The following is a 17,405-nucleotide window of genomic DNA, read 5'->3' as shown; positions in this document are numbered from 1 at the left end:
CATCCGCAGTCAAAACAAGAAATTTGGAGCTCTTGAATGTTTGCTTTCTTTCGCCCTGCCGCACACCAGGCGCCCCTGCCTGAAGAAAAAATAGACAGTACCTACCGACGCCTGCGCTGGCAGATCTTCGCCGGTATTTTCTTCGGTTACGCCGGTTATTACCTGCTGCGCAAAAACTTTTCCCTGGCCATGCCCTACCTGATCGACGAGGGCTACACCCGCGGTGAACTGGGCCTGGCGATGTCGGCCATCGCGATTGCCTACGGCCTGTCCAAGTTCCTCATGGGCCTGGTGTCCGACCGCTCCAACCCGCGCTACTTCCTGCCCTTCGGCCTGCTGGTGTCAGCGGGGGTAATGTTCATTTTTGGTTTCGCGCCCTGGGCGACGTCCAGCGTGACCATGATGTTCATTTTGCTGTTCATCAACGGCTGGGCCCAGGGCATGGGCTGGCCGCCAAGTGGGCGGACCATGGTGCACTGGTGGTCGCAGAAAGAACGCGGCGGCGTGGTGTCGGTGTGGAACGTGGCGCACAACGTCGGCGGCGGTCTGATCGGCCCGCTGTTCCTGCTGGGCATGGCCTGGTTCAATGACTGGCATGCGGCGTTCTACGTGCCGGCCACGGTGGCGCTGGCCGTGGCGGCGTTTGCCTTCATGACCATGCGCGACACCCCGCAATCGGTTGGCCTGCCGTCGATCGAGAAGTACAAGAACGACTATCCGGAAGGCTACGACGCCAGCCACGAAGACGAATTCAGCGCCAAGGAAATCTTCGTCAAGTACGTGCTGCGTAACAAAATGCTGTGGTACATCGCGTTTGCCAACGTGTTCGTCTACCTGCTGCGCTACGGCGTACTGGATTGGGCACCGACCTACCTGAAAGAAGCCAAGCACTTCACCGTCGACAAGTCGTCCTGGGCATATTTCTTCTACGAGTGGGCAGGTATCCCGGGCACGCTGCTGTGCGGCTGGATGTCGGACAAGATCTTCCGTGGCAATCGCGGCCTGACCGGCATCGTGTTCATGGCGCTGGTGACCGTGGCGACCCTGGTTTACTGGCTCAACCCGCCGGGCAACCCGATGGTCGACATGATCGCGCTGGTCTCTATCGGCTTCTTGATCTACGGCCCGGTGATGTTGATCGGCCTGCAGGCACTGGAATTGGCACCGAAGAAAGCCGCCGGTACCGCCGCGGGCTTCACCGGCCTGTTCGGCTACCTGGGCGGTTCGGTAGCGGCGAGCGCGGCGATGGGCTACACCGTGGACCACTTCGGCTGGGACGGTGGTTTCGTGCTGCTGATTGGCGCGTGCGTATTGGCGATCGCCTTCCTGATCCCGACGCTGTGGCACACCAACAGCGTCAGCTCGGCGCGCTAGCTACCTGAGCAATCCTTTGCACAACGCTTGAGCCGCGCCTCCAGGTTCTTATCTGGCATGGCGTGGCTACGCAGGGCGTTGACGGTCTGCTCGACATAATCGCGAGTGGTGCCGTAACGTCCGCAAGCGCTTTGCAGCACGTGGTTCAGCACGATATCGGGCAAGTTGCCAGCATAGCTGGGCAAGTGCCGCTCCAGCACAAATCCCAACGCCTGTACCTGACTGCCATCTTCCAGGCGGCAACTGAGCCAGTGCGGCTTGTAGGAGGGGTAAGGCATTTCGCGTTGCCATAATGCATACAGCGAAGCCTCCAACTGATCTTCCGGCAAGCGATAAGCAAACCCGCTGCACGAACCGCCCCGATCCAGCCCGAATACAAGGCCCGGCAACTCCGGCGTACCCCGATGCTCGTGGGACCACAGGTACAGGCCCCGGTGATAACCGTGAACCCGCGCGCGCACCCGCTCGCTCGACGAACATTCAGGACGCCAGATCAGCGAACCATAGGCAAACAGCCAGACCGGCCCACCCTTATGCCGGGCCATGGTGGCCTGCATCGAGCTCATTAATTGTTCGTGAGTGAGTTGCGGCCCAAGATCGAGCCGCGGAGGGTAAGCCAACTGCAAAAGATCGGTTTCAATGGCGGTCATGGCGAACAGCGTTGCGCCTCCTGTGTGCTACCCGTTGTAAGCGACTTTACCGTAATAAAACGCGCCGCTGTAACCGTACGGCGAAAAAGTGCTGTAGACCAGGTTGCCGCCGCTGCTGGCGTGGGCATTGACCTTCTCGGGGTATTGTTGGGGTTCAACGCTGCGACGGTAACGACTGGTCTACGATTCTGAGCGGGCACAAATCCATGTGGGAGGGGGCTTGCCCCCGATAGCGGCGGATCAGTCACCGACGAATTGACTGACACTCTGCTATCTGGAGCAAGCCCCCTCCCACATTTCGATCACTTCAGGGTCGGGGGGCGTAGGCAAACACGTCGGCGCGCATCTGGTGCGCATCCATCCCTGCGTCGACCAACGCATCCAACGTGCCGTAGATCATCGCCGGCGACCCGCTGGCATACACATGCACGGCCTTGAGGTCGGTAATGTCTTCGCACACGGCTTCATGCAGCAACCCGCAGCGCCCTTCCCAACCGCACAGGTCACTGACGACTTTGTGCAGGAACAGGTTGGGCAGTTGCCGCCACTGATCCCAGTGCTCGATCTCGTAAAAGTCTTCCGGGCGACGCACGCCCCAATACAGGTGCACAGGGTGCTTGAAGCCGGAAGCCCGGCAATGCTCGATCAGGCTGTGCATCTGGGCCATGCCGGTGCCGGCGGCGATCAGCACCAGCGGCCCGTCCGGCAACTGCGCCAGGTGGGTGTCACCGAACGGCAATTCAATACGCGCCATCCGATCGCGCTGGAGCTGGTCCAACAGGTTGCGCGCGCTGTCTTCGCGGGCCAGCACGTGCAATTCCAGCTCACGCCCGGAGTGAGGCGCCGACGCCAGGGAAAACGCCGACTTCTCGCCGTTCTCGCGCTCGATCATCAGGTATTGCCCGGCGTGGTAACGCACCGCCTTGCCTGCCGGGGCACGCAGGCGCACGCGCCATACATCGCCGCCGACTTCCACGCATTCGCTCAATTGGCACGACAATTTGCGCAACGGCAATTCTCCCGGCGCCAGCACGCCATCCCACAACACGATGCAGTCTTCCAATGGCTCGGCGATGCAGGTGTAGAACTCACCATGATCGCGCACTTCACCGCCCTGCTGCACCCGGCCCTCCACCAACAGCGCCGCACACACATGGCACACGCCGTTGCGGCAGGCCTGGGGGCATTCGTAGCCCAGGCGCCGCGCGCCGTCGAGGATGCGTTCGCCAGGGTTCAGTTCCAGTACCGCGCCGGAAGGTTGCAGGGTTACACGCATCAATCTATTCCCAAGTCTTTCCAGATGGCATCGACGCGAGCAGTCACGGCGTCATCCTTGACGATTACCCGGCCCCACTCGCGAGTGGTTTCACCCGGCCATTTGTGGGTGGCATCCAGGCCCATTTTCGAGCCCAGGCCCGACACCGGCGAAGCGAAGTCGAGGTAGTCGATCGGCGTGTTGTCGATCATTACCGTGTCGCGTTTGGGGTCCATGCGCGTGGTAATGGCCCAGATCACGTCGTTCCAGTCGCGGGCATTGATATCGTCGTCGGTGACGATAACGAACTTGGTGTACATGAACTGTCGTAAAAACGACCACACACCCAGCATTACCCGCTTGGCATGGCCTGGGTACGACTTCTTCATGGTGACGATGGCCATGCGGTACGAGCAGCCTTCCGGCGGCAGGTAGAAGTCGGTGATTTCCGGGAACTGCTTTTGCAGGATCGGCACGAACACCTCGTTCAGCGCCACGCCAAGGATGGCCGGCTCATCCGGTGGCCGACCGGTGTAGGTGCTGTGGTAGATCGGCTTGATCCGATGGGTGATGCGTTCGACGGTGAACACCGGGAAACTGTCGACTTCGTTGTAGTAACCGGTGTGGTCGCCGTAAGGCCCTTCATCGGCCATTTCACCTGGGTGAATCACACCTTCCAGGATGATTTCGGCGGTGGCCGGCACCTGCAGGTCGTTACCGCGGCACTTCACCAGTTCGGTGCGGTTACCACGCAGCAGACCGGCGAAGGCGTATTCGGACAGGCTGTCCGGCACTGGCGTGACAGCGCCGAGAATGGTGGCCGGGTCGGCGCCCAGCGCCACGGAGACCGGGAATGGCTGGCCCGGGTGCTTTTCACACCACTCACGAAAATCCAGGGCGCCGCCACGGTGGCTCAGCCAGCGCATGATCACCTTGTTGCGGCCGATCACTTGCTGGCGGTAGATGCCGAGGTTCTGGCGGTCCTTGTTCGGACCTTTGGTGACGGTCAGGCCCCAGGTGATCAGCGGGCCGACATCGCCGGGCCAGCAGGTCTGCACGGGGAGCATGGCCAGGTCGACGTCATCGCCTTCGATGACCACTTCCTGGCATACCGCGTCCTTGACCACCTTGGGCGCCATGGCAATGATCTTGCGGAAGATCGGCAGCTTCGACCAGGCGTCCTTCAAGCCTTTGGGCGGCTCGGGCTCCTTGAGGAAGGCCAGCAGCTTGCCGATCTCGCGCAGCTCGCTGACCGCCTCGGCGCCCATGCCGAAGGCGACGCGCTCGGGGGTGCCGAACAGGTTGCCGAGCACCGGAATGTCATAGCCGGTCGGGTTCTCGAACAACAGCGCCGGGCCCTTGTTACGCAAGGTACGGTCGCAAATCTCAGTCATTTCCAGTACCGGTGAAATCGGCATCTGGATACGTTTCAACTCTCCGCGCTGCTCAAGTTGCTGCACGAAATCCCGAAGATCCTTGAATTTCATTAACCATGCCACTCGTAAAATAGGCGTACATCCTACCTGCTCTCGAGGCGGCTGGCAGCTTAATTGGCCGTCAGCCCCCGTGACTGCAGCGAACTGAACAGCGGCTCCATAAAGGCCTCGATATGCCGCGCGCCCACTTCAGACAGATGGTTGTCATCGGTGTACAGCGCGCGCCCGTTGAGTTCGACCCGGCACAAGCCATCGGTGCCACACAGCAAGGGCGCCGGGTCCAGCACCGCGACGCCGCTGTCGGCGGCCGCCAACTCGTCGAACAACTGGCTGATAAACGCCTGGCGCTTTATGTGTTTGGCTACGTCGAGACCTTCGCCGTTAAACGGTCGGTGCATCATCGCCAAGCGACTGAGACGGTAAGGCACGATGATTTCCTGCAGCGGCACCTCCTTGACCAGCCAGACCTTGTGCCCGGCAGCGCGCAGCGCCTGGATGCGCTCGCGCATCCCCTGGGCAAAGCGTTGTTCAGCGACAGCCTGCACGTACTCGCCGCTGTCGGGATCCTTGAGCGCATGCTCTTTGTCACCCGACATTTGCCCATAGACATACAGGCTCCAGCGCGCCGCCAACACCACATCGCTGATTTTCTTCTCGGCCATCGCCTTCTCGACGCGATGGTTGAAATGCGCACACCGGGTAATATTCTCAAGGCCATCCAAGGGGATACAACCTGCAAAGCTGGCTTCGATCACGCTGATATCATGGCGATCAGCGCCTTCCTTGAGCGCCGGGATCAATGCGGTGGCGTGACTGTCGCCCCACACCAGCGCGGAGACCGACTGACTTTTCGGACCGAAATGGCAGAACAACCGCTCATCGGGCGTGTCCTTGTCCGCCATGCATGCCATCAGCTCCGGGCTCCACTTCTTTGCCTGCGCGAAAATCAACGCCTGTTCAGACAAGCGCGACGGTACACCGTCGAATTCACGGATCGCCAAGCCAGTGAAACCAAGCCCCAGAATGCCGGCCACGGCTGAAGCAAGAATCGTCTTACGCGAGGCCAGCAAGCGTTTTTCCCGGAACGGGGTTTCCACGAATCGCCAGGACAGGTAGCCCAGCACCAGCGAGAGCAGCATCAGGCCGGCCAATTCCACGGCGCTCAAGCCATCCACCGCGGCATAGTTGGCGTACACGAACACCGGCCAGTGCCACAGGTACCAGGAATAGGAAATCAGCCCGATACCGACCATCACCCGCGTACTCAGCAGGCGCCCGACCCAGGTGTGTTGCTGCCCGTTGGCCCAGATCAACCCGACCACACCCAGCACCGGCAATAGCGCGGCCGGGCCGGGGAACGGGGTTTGCGCGTCGTAACCGAATACGGCGATCAGGATCAGTGCCATGGAGGCCAGGCTGACCCCTTGCGCCAGGGCGGGCGCCGCGCGCCACTGGTATTTGGGCAGCACCGCCAGCATCGCGCCGGCCAGCAATTCCCAGGCCCGCAGGTGCAGCAGGAAAAAGGCTTTTTGCGGCTCATGCTGAACCGCCCAGACGCTCATGCCAAACGAGCCCAGCAACACCGCAAACAGCGCCAGGCGCCAGTGTTTCAGGCGACTTGAGAGCAACGTGAGCAGCAGCGGGAAGAAAATATAGAACTGCTCCTCCACCGCCAGTGACCAGGTGTGCAGCAACGGCTTGATGTCAGAGGCTGCATCGAAGTAGCCATGCTGGCGCGAGAACAACAGATTGGAGGTAAAGGTCACTTGATAGTGCGCGGACCGCCCCAACTCTTCGTAGTCCTTGGGCGCCAGCAGAAACCAGCCCACCGCGAGTGTCGCCGCAATCATCACAAATAGCGCCGGCAGGATGCGCCGTGCGCGCCGGGCCCAGAAGTCGATGAAACTGAAGCGCCCGGCCTGACGCTCACGCCAGATAATGGACGTGATCAGAAAGCCGGAAATGACGAAGAACACATCAACGCCGACGAAACCGCCGGTAATGCCAGGAACGCCGAAGTGAAACAACACGACTGCGAGGACAGCGATGGCACGCAGGCCGTCGATGTCCCTGCGGTAAGCAAGAGTGGTCATAAGAATTGTGGTCAGTCTGTGACGAAAGGAGTGAGCGTAGTCGCGCGTACAATTTTTGTTACTTAACGGACACTTATGCCATAAAACGCGATGAATCTCGACGCGAAAAAAATGGCGCCTCGACGGGGCGCCATTTTTCGGACCTGAAACGCGGTGTTACTTGCGCTTCATCGACAGGAAGAACTCGTCGTTGGTCTTGGTGGTTTTCAGCTTGTCGATCAGGAACTCGATGGCGGCTACTTCGTCCATCGGGTGCAGCAGCTTGCGCAGGATCCACATACGCTGCAGTTCGTCGTCGGCGGTCAGCAACTCTTCGCGGCGCGTGCCGGAACGGTTGATGTTGATGGCCGGGAACACACGCTTTTCAGCGATACGACGGTCCAGGGGCAGTTCCATGTTGCCGGTACCCTTGAACTCTTCGTAGATCACTTCGTCCATCTTCGAGCCGGTTTCAACCAGCGCGGTGGCGATAATGGTCAGCGAACCGCCTTCTTCGATGTTCCGCGCGGCGCCGAAGAAACGCTTTGGTTTCTCCAGAGCGTGGGCATCAACACCACCGGTCAGTACCTTGCCGGAGCTCGGGATCACAGTGTTGTAGGCACGGGCCAGACGGGTGATGGAGTCGAGCAGGATCACCACGTCTTTCTTGTGTTCGACCAGGCGCTTGGCCTTCTCGATCACCATTTCGGCAACCTGCACGTGGCGGGTTGGCGGCTCATCGAACGTCGAGGCAACCACTTCGCCACGCACGGTGCGCTGCATTTCGGTCACTTCTTCCGGACGCTCATCGATCAACAGTACGATCAGGTGAACTTCAGGATTGTTACGCGCGATGTTCGCTGCAATGTTCTGCAGCATGATCGTCTTACCGGCTTTCGGCGGCGCGACGATCAGGCCACGCTGGCCCTTGCCGATCGGGGCGCACAGGTCGATCACACGACCGGTCAGGTCTTCGGTGGAACCGTTGCCGGCTTCCATCTTCATGCGCACGGTCGGGAACAGCGGCGTCAGGTTCTCGAAGAGAATCTTGTTTTTCGCGTTCTCGGGACGATCGAAGTTGATCGTGTCGACCTTGAGCAGGGCGAAATAACGCTCGCCTTCCTTCGGCGGTCGGATCTTGCCAACGATGGTGTCGCCGGTGCGCAAGTTGAAGCGACGGATCTGGCTCGGCGAGACGTAGATATCGTCTGGGCCGGCAAGATAGGAAGCGTCTGCGGAGCGGAGAAAGCCGAAGCCGTCCTGGAGAATCTCCAGCACGCCATCACCGGAGATTTCCTCGCCGCTTTTCGCGTGCTTCTTGAGCAGGGAGAAAATCACGTCCTGCTTGCGCGAACGAGCCATATTTTCTATGCCCATTTCTTCGGCCAGTTGGAGCAGGTCGGTAATCGGCTTTTGCTTGAGTTCAGTCAGATTCATATAGGAATGACGTAATCATTTATGGAGGGGGGAAATTAAGCTTTTGGCTTAATGAGGCCGCGCCGCAGAGAAGGCGACAGGATCGCGTACTAATCGAAAAGGAATGCGTCGGCGACGGCTTGCAGGGGGCAGTGGAGAAACCAGTGCGGGGCCGAATGTAACACCTGGATTTCGGAGCGTCTAGCCCTGTTTGACGAAAAAGCCCCGAGATTTTCGGGGCTTTTTCTGGCGACGCTTAGATGTTGGCGTCGAGGAAAGCTTGCAGCTGGGACTTGGACAGCGCGCCCACTTTAGTGGCTTCGACGTTGCCGTTCTTGAACAGCATCAACGTTGGGATACCACGCACGCCATGCTTGGCAGGGGTTTCCTGGTTGTCGTCGATGTTCAGCTTGGCAATGGTCAACTTGCCTTCGTAAGTGGTCGCAATGTCGTCCAGGACCGGAGCGATCATTTTGCAAGGGCCGCACCATTCAGCCCAGTAGTCAACCAGCACCGGGCCGGCAGCCTTGAGTACTTCGGCCTCAAAGGTCGCGTCGGTGACGTGCTTGATAAGATCGTTGCTCATGGATGTCTCCGGATTGTAAGCAAAAAAAACGTTGCCCATCATAGCCGCCCTTCCCCCGTTCAGGAAGCCGCCTCTGATTGAGTCTTGCTATGGCCAGGCATGACTTTGAATATCACCCGCTTACGGCGAGACAGGCGTGACGAAGGCAATGCCCGTGCGCAACGCCGCATTACGTACATGTTCCTGCATGGTTTTCTGCGCTGCCGCACTGGCGCGCCGGGCCAGGGCGCGCAGGATCTTGCGATGTTCCTGCCAGGTTTCCATGGCGCGTTCCGGCCGGATGAACGGTAGTTTCTGGCTTTCCAGGAAGACCTCGGCGCTGACGCTCAGAATACTCAGCATCGCCTGGTTGCCGCTGGCCAGCAGGATGCGCCGGTGGAACTCGAAGTCCAGTCGGGCGGCGGCTTCAAAGTCTCCGGCCTTGAGCACCTGGCGCATGGCCTCGACATTGTCCTGGAGGCTGTCGAGCTCGTCGGTGGTCAATGTGACCGCCGCCAGACCGGCTGCGAACCCCTCAAGGGCGTAACGCAACTGGAAGATATCCAGCGGCGTGGCCTGCGCCGCAAACGGCCAGGCGAGTTCGGACGGCGGGTCCGGCGCCTGCACGAACACGCCCTTGCCCGGCTGCACACTGACTACACCGAGGGCGCTCAAGGACGAGAGCGCTTCGCGCAACGATGCCCGGCTCACGCCCAGCCGCACCGCCAGATCGCGCTGGGAGGGTAATGCATCGCCCGGTCCGAAGCCCTGCTCCCTGATCAGTTTGCGGATGGCCTGCAGGGCCGCCTCCGGTACGGCTTGGGCGATGGAATTCATGGAAAACTCAAGATTGCAGTCAACGGAGTGGCTAGTTGTAAAGCTATTCACGCCTGTCGGCAAGCCACGCCCCAAAGGGGCTCGCGGGTTTTTCACGGCGCTCGAAAAGGGTGCGAAAAGCTCAAGCACTGTTCAGACCAGTAAGACCATCTCACCTCAACGGTGGCGTGCCTTGCAGACCATTCCAAGAGTGCTGGCATGGGCTGTGCACTGGGCAAACTCAGAAAATTCCTTCGCCCTTCTCGGAGAGTTGCCATGAACAAGCGCTACAGCGCCCTGCTCACTGCCCTGTTTGCCAGCCTGATGCTGAGCCAGGCACCCGCCCAGGCCAATGGTCTGGACGATATCGTCGCGCGTGGCACCCTGAAGGTCGCCGTGCCCCAGGACTTTCCGCCGTTCGGCTCGGTCGGCCCCGACATGAAGCCGCGCGGCCTGGACATCGACACCGCCAGGCTGCTGGCCGACCAGCTCAAGGTCAAGTTGGAACTGACCCCGGTCAACAGCACCAACCGCATCCCGTTCCTCACCACCGGCAAGGTGGACCTGGTGATCTCCAGCCTGGGCAAGAACCCCGAGCGCGAAAAAGTCATCGACTTCTCCAGGGCCTATGCACCTTTCTACCTCGCCGTATTCGGCCCGCCTGACGCAGCGGTCAGCAGCACCGACGACCTCAAGGGCAAGACCATCAGCGTGACCCGTGGCGCCATCGAGGACATCGAGCTGACGGCTGTCGCACCCAAAGAGGCGACCATCAAGCGCTTCGAAGACAACAACTCGACCATCGCCGCCTACCTGGCCGGCCAGGTCGACCTGATCGCCAGCGGCAACGTGGTGATGGTGGCGATCAGTGAACGCAATCCCAAGCGCGTACCGGCGCTGAAAGTGAAGCTCAAGGACTCGCCGGTGTACGTTGGCGTGAACAAGAACGAGCCGGCGTTGCTGGAGAAGGTCAACCAGATCCTGGTCGCTGCCAAGGCTGACGGCAGCCTGGAAAAGAACGCTATGCAATGGCTCAAAGAGCCTCTGCCCGCAGACCTCTGAAGCGACGGAGCCTGACTCATGGCGTATCAATTTGACTTTGTGCCGGTGCTGGCCAACACCGACCTGCTGTTGCGCAGTGCGCTGTTCACCCTTGAGCTGACGGCCATCGGCGCCATCCTCGGCGTGGCACTGGGCACGCTCGGCGCCGTCGTGCGGGCGTGGAAGATCCAGCCGTTCGCCTGGTTCTTCGGTGTGTATGTCGAGTTGATCCGCAACACGCCGTTCCTGGTGCAGTTGTTTTTCATCTTTTTCGGCCTGCCGTCCCTGGGGCTGAAGATCACCGAATGGCAGGCCGCCGTACTGGCGATGGTGATCAACCTGGGCGCCTATTCCACCGAGATCATCCGCGCCGGCATCCAGGCTATCCCGAAAGGCCAACTGGAAGCCGCCGCCGCGCTGGCGATGACGCGCTTCGAAGCCTTCCGTCACGTGGTGCTGCTGCCGGCACTGGGCAAGGTGTGGCCGGCCTTGAGCAGCCAGATCATCATCGTGATGCTCGGCTCGGCGGTGTGTTCGCAGATCGCCACCGAAGAGCTGAGCTTTGCCGCCAACTTCATTCAGTCGCGCAATTTCCGCGCCTTTGAAACCTATGCCCTGACCACGCTGGTGTACCTGTGCATGGCATTGATGATTCGTCAGTTGCTCAACTGGATCGGCCGCCGCTTTGTGATGAGGAACAGCCGATGAGTGATTTTTCCTTCTGGGACATCGTGCGCAACCTGCTCACCGGCCTGCAATGGACGCTGTTGCTGTCGCTGGTGGCGTTTATCGGCGGGGGCCTGATCGGTTTGCTGGTGATGATCCTGCGCATCAGTAGCAAGGCCTTCCCACGCAACGTTGCGCGCACCTATATCGAACTGTTTCAGGGCACGCCGCTGCTGATGCAGTTATTCCTGGTGTTCTTCGGCGTTGCCCTGCTGGGTGTGGACATCTCACCCTGGCTGGCAGCGGCGATCGCCCTGACCCTGTTTACCAGCGCCTACCTCGCTGAAATCTGGCGCGGCTGCGTTGACTCCATCGCCCACGGACAATGGGAAGCCTCCGCCAGCCTGGCGCTCAACCCCCTTGAACAACTGCGCTACGTGATCCTGCCCCAGGCCCTGCGAATAGCCGTGGCGCCGACCGTGGGGTTTTCGGTGCAAGTGGTCAAAGGCACCGCCGTGACCTCGATCATCGGCTTTACCGAACTGACCAAGACCGGCGGCATGCTCGCCAACGCCACCTTCGAGCCATTCATGGTCTACGGCCTGGTGGCCCTCGGTTACTTCCTGCTCTGCTACCCCTTGTCCCTCAGTGCGCGCTACCTGGAAAGGAGACTGCATGCCTCTGCTTAGAATTTCCGCCCTGCATAAATATTACGGCGATCACCACGTGCTCAAGGGCATCGACCTGACCGTTGAAGAAGGCCAGGTGGTGGCAATCATCGGCCGCAGTGGCTCGGGTAAATCCACCTTGCTGCGCACTCTCAATGGCCTGGAGTCGATCAACGATGGCGTGATCGAAGTCGATGGAGAATACCTCGACGCCGCCCGCGCCGACCTGCGCAGCCTGCGGCAGAAGGTCGGCATGGTGTTCCAGCAGTTCAACCTGTTCCCGCACCTGACCGTCGGCGAGAATGTCATGCTCGCCCCGCAAGTGGTGCAGAAGGTGCCCAAGGCCAAGGCCGCGCAGCTGGCCAGGCAGATGCTGGAGCGGGTCGGCCTGGGGGAAAAATTCGACGCTTTCCCGGATCGACTGTCCGGTGGCCAGCAGCAACGTGTCGCCATTGCCCGCGCCCTGGCCATGTCGCCCAAGGTGCTGCTGTGTGACGAAATCACCTCGGCGCTGGACCCGGAACTGGTCAATGAAGTGCTCAGCGTGGTGCGTCAACTGGCCAGGGACGGCATGACCCTGATCATGGTGACCCACGAAATGCGCTTCGCCCGCGAAGTCGGTGACAAGCTGGTGTTCATGCACCAGGGCAAGGTGCATGAAGTGGGCGACCCCAAGGTGCTGTTTGCCAACCCGCAAACGCCCGAGCTCGCCAACTTCATCGGTTCGGTGGAACAGCCGGGCTGACCAGCTCAAAACTGCCCTGCCCTTCCAGCAGCGTCTGGTTGCGTACTTGCAAAGCGTCGGCGGGCAGGTCGGTGTCGATGTCGACCTGGGCCGTCAGGAGTTTGCCTGTCATCGGTACTCCTGCGGCACGGGCCACAAGGACCTGTCCCGGCAATAACTGCCCAACGGCGCCGCCATAGGGCTGGCTCATCATTGCCCACTCGACAGCACGCCCGTCCACCTGTGCATGCTTGAGGCTCAAACGCAGTCGCCCCTGCTGGCCAAAGCGGAACGCTTGCCCATCGGCGGTGCCGATGAACCGCAACGCCATCGCCGATGGCTCGATACACAGAACGTTGAGCTGCAGCGTGCGCGTGCCGAGCCTCACCGTGGCGCTTTCGGCCAGCGCCTCCCTGCGAATGACACCGTAGTCGATACGCGGTTGGCTCAACGACAATCGGCAGTTTTCGGCCTGTGCCTCCTGGGCCAGCAGCACCGTACAGAACAGCGCGGCGCCGATGCTTCTGAGCTTACCGACCATGGCACACCGCCGCGGTTGTTTCGAAGAACTTGTCATTATCAGGCTGGCCCCCAGGTGAAATGTTCAGCAGGCAACTGGCAGAGTCCGGCAGTAAAACCTTCAGGTTTTGCAAATCGTTCACGTCATTGAGAAAGATCATGCCTTCGCCCACTACGCTGGTCAGAAAACGATCACCCTTGCCGAACACCGCAGCCCCCTGAGGCAGCGGTCGCCCCTGATCATCAGTGGTGTTGACCAGCATGCGGCGCACTTTCACCACATCGAACGCCACGGTGTTGACGGAGCCACGCCCAGCCGTGAGCACCCGCGTGCCGTTCTTCAAATCAACGCGCTTTGGCAAGGACTGGGTTTGCACTTCGATGTGGCTGTTGGTGTAGGCAGGCAAGCTTGGGAGCACAGCCTGGCCGGTAAAGTCGGTCCATACCGGGCCTTGCGGGGTGTCGATTTTTGCAGCACCAATGTCGCCCACCGACGCAATACCAAAGGTGTCCTGCACCGTGTAAGGCGAGAAGGTAACGCCACCTTCGTGAGCGACCACGCCGCCCTGCAATTGCCCGGTATAACTGGTGCCCAATGGATCGCGACTGACGCCCAGACCGACCCGGGTGTAGCGCGGCGTGAGATCCATCTGACCGCGCATCGACTGCTCCCTTGCACTGAGGTCGCGCTCGACACCCACTTCGTAATTCACATACTCATTGACCCGTTCGTTGAGCGCTGTACCGGCACGGGATTGCCCCCCACGGCGGCTGATATAGCTGCTCACGCGCCGATCACCGCCCAGGGGCACGCTGACCTGCAACCGCAAGGACACGTCATCCTCGCGAACGGTGTCACGCCGATTCCTATCCCGCGTGGCGTCGCGGCGGGCCTGGGTGCTGCCGACCTGCGAGTCGGCAATCAACGCAACATCGGCATAGCGCAACGACTTGTTCCAGGACGCAAAGACATGCTCACTCGACTGCCCGTCAAATTGGGCGCCACGGGTATAGCCCAGGGAGAACGCACCCAGGGTGGGGTCGACCCATGTCACGCCCGCCGTATATTGATTCTTGAAGCGCGACTCCAGCACGTCAGCTTTAATCGGGCGACCCGCCTCAATCACCTCGCGATAGCCGCGCGTCTGGCTGGTTGCGCTGAGGTTGACATCGATGCTGGCGGAAACCGGGCTACTCACGGATACGCTACTGCGAGAACCGGATACCGCATTACGGCTGTCGCGGGACAGGTTATGACGCGCGCCCACCGACACTCGCTGGAAAAACACACTGCTCAATGTGCCGCCCGCCGACCAGTACTCGTCGGTGCTCAACAAGCCCAAGCCGCCAGAGGAATCACGTCCCAGGCCCCACGTCCCGCTGCCCATGGCGACAATGGGCGAGGGTCCCTCACCGTGCGTCTCTTCACGTATCTTGCCCAGGGAAAAATAATAACCAGGCGCCGCCGGCACGGCGCCGGCGAACGAAGCCGCCGGCACTACGAAACTACGTCTGGCCCCGCGCACATCGATCACACTGACTTCTAGGTCGCTCGTACCATTGAGCAACGGTAAGCCGGTCAGCCGGAAAGGCCCCTCGGGCACCAGCGTACTGTGGATCAACACTCCGGACTGACGCACCTCAATGCGCGACTGGCTCTGAGCCAAGCCTTCCACCACCGCATTATTGCTGCCCGCCGGCACGCGCGACTGGCCATCGGGCGAGAACTGCACACCGGACAGCTGGATGCCGCCAAACAGTGGGTTGTTGCTGGAAATCTGGCCGGCCTGGAAAGTCGAATGCAATGCGGCGATATCCCGCTGCGCATAGGCATACAGGTGCTCGTTGCGCATCACTCCGTTATCGGAAACATGGACTTGGCGACTGCGAACGATCCAATCGCCCAGGTTGAAACCTGCCTCGGTGTAGGCCGATACAAACCGGTTGTTCCCGCTGCGCGAATGGCTGTCGAAACCTTGCACGTCATAGTTGAACAGCGCCGCCGCCCCGCCCCGGGCAAAATCCCCGGCTTCCCACTGCGGTCCGCGCAATGATGATGTGGGCACCACCAGCGACACCTCATCGTTGCCAGGGCGCAGCCGGACCATGGTTGTGGGGAACGCGCCCAGAAAGTCATGGCATGCCTGGTCGGCGGAGGCACCCTTGCGCACGATCCCATCAGGTTTTACCAACCCGGCTTTTTCCAGCAATGCCGGGGTAAAACACAATTGTCCATTGGCGTCGAACTGCGCGTCCACCAACCCAAGCGGGTTGCCATTGACTTGCAACCCCACCACTTGGGTGCCCTCGCGAAAGCGCGCCGCCGTGCGGAAGTAGTCCGAGACTTTGGGGTCAATACCGTGCGTGGTCAGCGCCGCCAGATCGAAGCCCTCGCCCAATTCCAAGGCAGGCACGACGCCAGGCAAACTCCACAGTGTTGCGACCCCCATGAGCAACGTGGGTCGACGGGTCCATAAAGAAGGTCCAACTCGGTGACTCGACAGGTTTTTCATGGGCCGATCAACCCCCACCGGCAGTGATCGGGGCCCGGTAGTTTTCTACTGAAAAGCCGTAGATCGTGGCCGGCTGAATCTCGATGCCCGTCAGTCCCTCCAAGGGCCCTTCAACCTTCACCGCCAGCGCTTCGCCCGGCAAAATGTAGGTGCGTGGCAACGTAGCCGGGGTTCCCTGTGGCAATAACCGGACCTGTGGTGCCATGCGCACCACATATGCGCTGTCGTTATGGACCGTCAACCTTTGCCCTGTGCTTCGCCATTTCAACAGTTCCCAAGGCGTGTGATGAACCGGGAGGCCCTGGGGATGCAGAATCAGCGGCAAATTCTGCCGCAGGGTGATACCAATGGTCGCACCGCCCGGGGCGCGCGCCTGGGGGATGCCCTCAAACGACACGCGTTTGAGCCGTTGCGTCTTTAGCGGTGCTTTTAATGTGCTGATGAAACGTACCAGTTGCGTTTCTCCCGCTTCCACCCGCGCAATAGGCGGCGTCACGATCAAGAGCGGTTCCACATCTTCAGGCACATTTTCTATAACGGAATGCAGCAGCGCTGGCGCCGCGTCGGTATTCTTGATGTTTATCGTCGCCTCACCCTGTTCTTCGTTCAGCACAATGACCGTGGTCTCGGGCAACATACCGTCGGCCACTGCAACACCGGCAAAACACAGACTCAACACTGCATATAACAAACGCATATTCTTTTTTGCTGGAAGACTAAGCACTCTGTATTCCCCACGACCTTGAAGTTAACGATTGACAGCCAGGCGCGCCTATAAAGACAGCCGATCAGAAACACCATATTTCATGATCGGCTGTCGTTTAATCACTTAGATGTAAGTCAATTCAAGTGTTGCGCGGCCATCCAGGGTAACGTCACGACTCAAGTCCAGATCCTGGGCTTTGTTGATAACAGCGCGCACGGCGATCGTCCCGGTCAACTGGGAGATCGAAGCGGGTGTGGCGGCTGTCCCACTGCGCCAGGAATATTGACTGGGCGATTGAGCGACTTTGCCATCACTGTTCTGCCAGGCGCCGGTGCTGATTCGCATGATCGGAGAGAGTGTTCCGTTCGGCGAGCGCAGGTCCCTGAGCGTAGCGGCAAAGCCACCCGTCTTGCGGCCGCCCACAGTCCCCAGCCCAAAGTTATGCGCCTCGGTGTAGCCACCCCCGAGCGCACTGAGGATGCCCGGAACCTTGCTGCCGGCCTGCAGATCGACGAATTTGAGTCCGAACTGGGCAGGCGTGTTGCCACAGCTGACGGTGATCGGCGTGGTTTTCTCGCCAAGCGCGTTGAACGCTGTCTGGGACAGTTGGCCCGAAGGAATATCGCCGTAGTTGATAATGCCACCGCCACTCATGCTGAGGTTGCAGGCGGCGGGCTTGATGATACCCCTGACGATCAGTTCGGCGCTGGTGGCAGCCTGTGCGCCCATGTTTGCGGCCAGGCAAGCGAGGCCCAGGGTCAATCCAACAATTTTTTTCATATTCGACCTGTTACTGAAAAGTTATCAGGTGCTCTTTATTTCGTCTTGGCGGCTCCATCGCCAAACGCCTTATCTTCCTGGATGTCTACAACGACACATAAATAACACCAAGGCAAAATTGCCGGATGCAAGTGTGTCGCCTTGGTGCTTCATTAAAGAATCAGACAAAACTAAGGTTCACGTGAGAACTGTAAAAACTACAGG

16 protein-coding genes are annotated in these 17,405 nt (G+C 60.3%); 5 read left to right on the top strand and 11 right to left on the bottom strand.

Going from position 1 to position 17,405, the window contains the following annotated elements; all coding sequences use genetic code 11:
• Positions 1–36 precede the first annotated feature (36 nt).
• On the top strand, positions 37–1,374 hold the full coding sequence (glpT, locus tag TU82_RS11880; protein ID WP_057723382.1) for a glycerol-3-phosphate transporter: 1,338 nt from the start codon (positions 37–39) through the stop codon (positions 1,372–1,374).
• Here the strand turns inward: glpT and TU82_RS11875 are convergent.
• The 7 genes from TU82_RS11875 to TU82_RS11845 form a co-directional block, all read right to left on the bottom strand.
• Complete coding sequence (locus TU82_RS11875; RefSeq protein WP_057723381.1) at positions 1,371–2,024, bottom strand: gamma-glutamylcyclotransferase; 654 nt, start codon at positions 2,022–2,024, stop codon at positions 1,371–1,373. The two genes, glpT and TU82_RS11875, sit on opposite strands and share 4 nt — an antisense overlap.
• A 307-nt stretch (positions 2,025–2,331) precedes the next feature.
• The gene (locus TU82_RS11870) at positions 2,332–3,300 is read right to left on the bottom strand and encodes a CDP-6-deoxy-delta-3,4-glucoseen reductase (protein ID WP_057723380.1); all 969 of its coding nucleotides are present in this window, start codon (positions 3,298–3,300) and stop codon (positions 2,332–2,334) included.
• Positions 3,300–4,766 carry a 4-hydroxy-3-polyprenylbenzoate decarboxylase gene (gene ubiD / locus TU82_RS11865; RefSeq protein ID WP_057723379.1) on the bottom strand — a complete coding sequence of 489 codons (1,467 nt, stop codon included), beginning with the start codon at positions 4,764–4,766 and terminating at the stop codon, positions 3,300–3,302. Before ubiD ends, TU82_RS11870 begins: the two co-directional genes overlap by 1 nt.
• Positions 4,767–4,825: 59 nt before the next feature.
• Entirely contained in the window at positions 4,826–6,808 is a 1,983-nt protein-coding gene (locus TU82_RS11860) for an acyltransferase family protein (protein ID WP_057723378.1), read from the bottom strand.
• A gap of 156 nt (positions 6,809–6,964) precedes the next feature.
• Positions 6,965–8,224, bottom strand: coding sequence for a transcription termination factor Rho (gene rho, locus TU82_RS11855; protein ID WP_003176825.1), 1,260 nt, complete (start codon positions 8,222–8,224; stop codon positions 6,965–6,967).
• 235 nt (positions 8,225–8,459) lie between these two features.
• Positions 8,460–8,789, bottom strand: coding sequence for a thioredoxin TrxA (gene trxA / locus TU82_RS11850; RefSeq protein ID WP_015886460.1), 330 nt, complete (start codon positions 8,787–8,789; stop codon positions 8,460–8,462).
• 120 nt (positions 8,790–8,909) lie between these two features.
• Positions 8,910–9,605 (bottom strand): FadR/GntR family transcriptional regulator, encoded by a 696-nt coding sequence (locus TU82_RS11845; protein WP_057723377.1) that lies wholly within the window; start codon positions 9,603–9,605, stop codon positions 8,910–8,912.
• Between the two features lie 255 nt (positions 9,606–9,860).
• Here TU82_RS11845 and TU82_RS11840 point away from each other — a divergent pair, with 255 nt between their 5' ends.
• Genes TU82_RS11840 through TU82_RS11825 form a run of 4 tightly spaced genes read left to right on the top strand, consistent with a single transcriptional unit; the run spans position 9,861 to position 12,704 of the window.
• Positions 9,861–10,646 (top strand): transporter substrate-binding domain-containing protein, encoded by a 786-nt coding sequence (locus TU82_RS11840; RefSeq protein ID WP_057723376.1) that lies wholly within the window; start codon positions 9,861–9,863, stop codon positions 10,644–10,646.
• Between the two features lie 18 nt (positions 10,647–10,664).
• On the top strand, positions 10,665–11,333 hold the full coding sequence (locus TU82_RS11835; protein WP_057723375.1) for an amino acid ABC transporter permease: 669 nt from the start codon (positions 10,665–10,667) through the stop codon (positions 11,331–11,333).
• The gene (locus tag TU82_RS11830) at positions 11,330–11,980 is read left to right on the top strand and encodes an amino acid ABC transporter permease (protein ID WP_057723374.1); all 651 of its coding nucleotides are present in this window, start codon (positions 11,330–11,332) and stop codon (positions 11,978–11,980) included. Before TU82_RS11835 ends, TU82_RS11830 begins: the two co-directional genes overlap by 4 nt.
• Complete coding sequence (locus TU82_RS11825) at positions 11,967–12,704, top strand: amino acid ABC transporter ATP-binding protein (protein WP_057723373.1); 738 nt, start codon at positions 11,967–11,969, stop codon at positions 12,702–12,704. Before TU82_RS11830 ends, TU82_RS11825 begins: the two co-directional genes overlap by 14 nt.
• Here TU82_RS11825 and TU82_RS11820 read toward each other — a convergent pair.
• From TU82_RS11820 to TU82_RS11805, 4 genes are all read right to left on the bottom strand, one after another.
• Positions 12,676–13,224: a DUF1120 domain-containing protein gene (locus TU82_RS11820; RefSeq protein WP_057723372.1), complete on the bottom strand. Its 549-nt coding sequence runs from the start codon at positions 13,222–13,224 to the stop codon at positions 12,676–12,678. The two genes, TU82_RS11825 and TU82_RS11820, sit on opposite strands and share 29 nt — an antisense overlap.
• Positions 13,214–15,715 carry a fimbria/pilus outer membrane usher protein gene (locus tag TU82_RS11815; protein WP_057723371.1) on the bottom strand — a complete coding sequence of 834 codons (2,502 nt, stop codon included), beginning with the start codon at positions 15,713–15,715 and terminating at the stop codon, positions 13,214–13,216. The genes TU82_RS11820 and TU82_RS11815 overlap by 11 nt, the downstream gene beginning before the upstream one ends.
• 7 nt (positions 15,716–15,722) lie before the next feature.
• The gene (locus tag TU82_RS11810; RefSeq protein ID WP_082632006.1) at positions 15,723–16,412 is read right to left on the bottom strand and encodes a fimbria/pilus chaperone family protein; all 690 of its coding nucleotides are present in this window, start codon (positions 16,410–16,412) and stop codon (positions 15,723–15,725) included.
• Between the two features lie 132 nt (positions 16,413–16,544).
• Positions 16,545–17,201, bottom strand: a complete 657-nt coding sequence (locus TU82_RS11805) for a DUF1120 domain-containing protein (RefSeq protein ID WP_057723370.1) — start codon at positions 17,199–17,201, stop codon at positions 16,545–16,547.
• Between the last annotated feature and the right edge of the window lie 204 nt (positions 17,202–17,405).

The sequence above is a fragment of the Pseudomonas orientalis genome (assembly GCF_001439815.1).
Lineage (GTDB): Bacteria > Pseudomonadota > Gammaproteobacteria > Pseudomonadales > Pseudomonadaceae > Aquipseudomonas > Aquipseudomonas orientalis.
This window is presented reverse-complemented; position numbering and strand designations above follow the sequence as displayed.

Coding starts and splice junctions, on each gene's coding strand:
- glpT (WP_057723382.1), top strand. CDS start 37: ATGTTTGCTTTCTTTCGCCCTGCCGCACACCAGGCGCCCCTGCCTGAA.
- TU82_RS11875 (WP_057723381.1), bottom strand. CDS start 2,024: ATGACCGCCATTGAAACCGATCTTTTGCAGTTGGCTTACCCTCCGCGG.
- TU82_RS11870 (WP_057723380.1), bottom strand. CDS start 3,300: ATGCGTGTAACCCTGCAACCTTCCGGCGCGGTACTGGAACTGAACCCT.
- ubiD (WP_057723379.1), bottom strand. CDS start 4,766: ATGAAATTCAAGGATCTTCGGGATTTCGTGCAGCAACTTGAGCAGCGC.
- TU82_RS11860 (WP_057723378.1), bottom strand. CDS start 6,808: ATGACCACTCTTGCTTACCGCAGGGACATCGACGGCCTGCGTGCCATC.
- rho (WP_003176825.1), bottom strand. CDS start 8,224: ATGAATCTGACTGAACTCAAGCAAAAGCCGATTACCGACCTGCTCCAA.
- trxA (WP_015886460.1), bottom strand. CDS start 8,789: ATGAGCAACGATCTTATCAAGCACGTCACCGACGCGACCTTTGAGGCC.
- TU82_RS11845 (WP_057723377.1), bottom strand. CDS start 9,605: ATGAATTCCATCGCCCAAGCCGTACCGGAGGCGGCCCTGCAGGCCATC.
- TU82_RS11840 (WP_057723376.1), top strand. CDS start 9,861: ATGAACAAGCGCTACAGCGCCCTGCTCACTGCCCTGTTTGCCAGCCTG.
- TU82_RS11835 (WP_057723375.1), top strand. CDS start 10,665: ATGGCGTATCAATTTGACTTTGTGCCGGTGCTGGCCAACACCGACCTG.
- TU82_RS11830 (WP_057723374.1), top strand. CDS start 11,330: ATGAGTGATTTTTCCTTCTGGGACATCGTGCGCAACCTGCTCACCGGC.
- TU82_RS11825 (WP_057723373.1), top strand. CDS start 11,967: ATGCCTCTGCTTAGAATTTCCGCCCTGCATAAATATTACGGCGATCAC.
- TU82_RS11820 (WP_057723372.1), bottom strand. CDS start 13,224: ATGGTCGGTAAGCTCAGAAGCATCGGCGCCGCGCTGTTCTGTACGGTG.
- TU82_RS11815 (WP_057723371.1), bottom strand. CDS start 15,715: ATGAAAAACCTGTCGAGTCACCGAGTTGGACCTTCTTTATGGACCCGT.
- TU82_RS11810 (WP_082632006.1), bottom strand. CDS start 16,412: ATGCGTTTGTTATATGCAGTGTTGAGTCTGTGTTTTGCCGGTGTTGCA.
- TU82_RS11805 (WP_057723370.1), bottom strand. CDS start 17,201: ATGAAAAAAATTGTTGGATTGACCCTGGGCCTCGCTTGCCTGGCCGCA.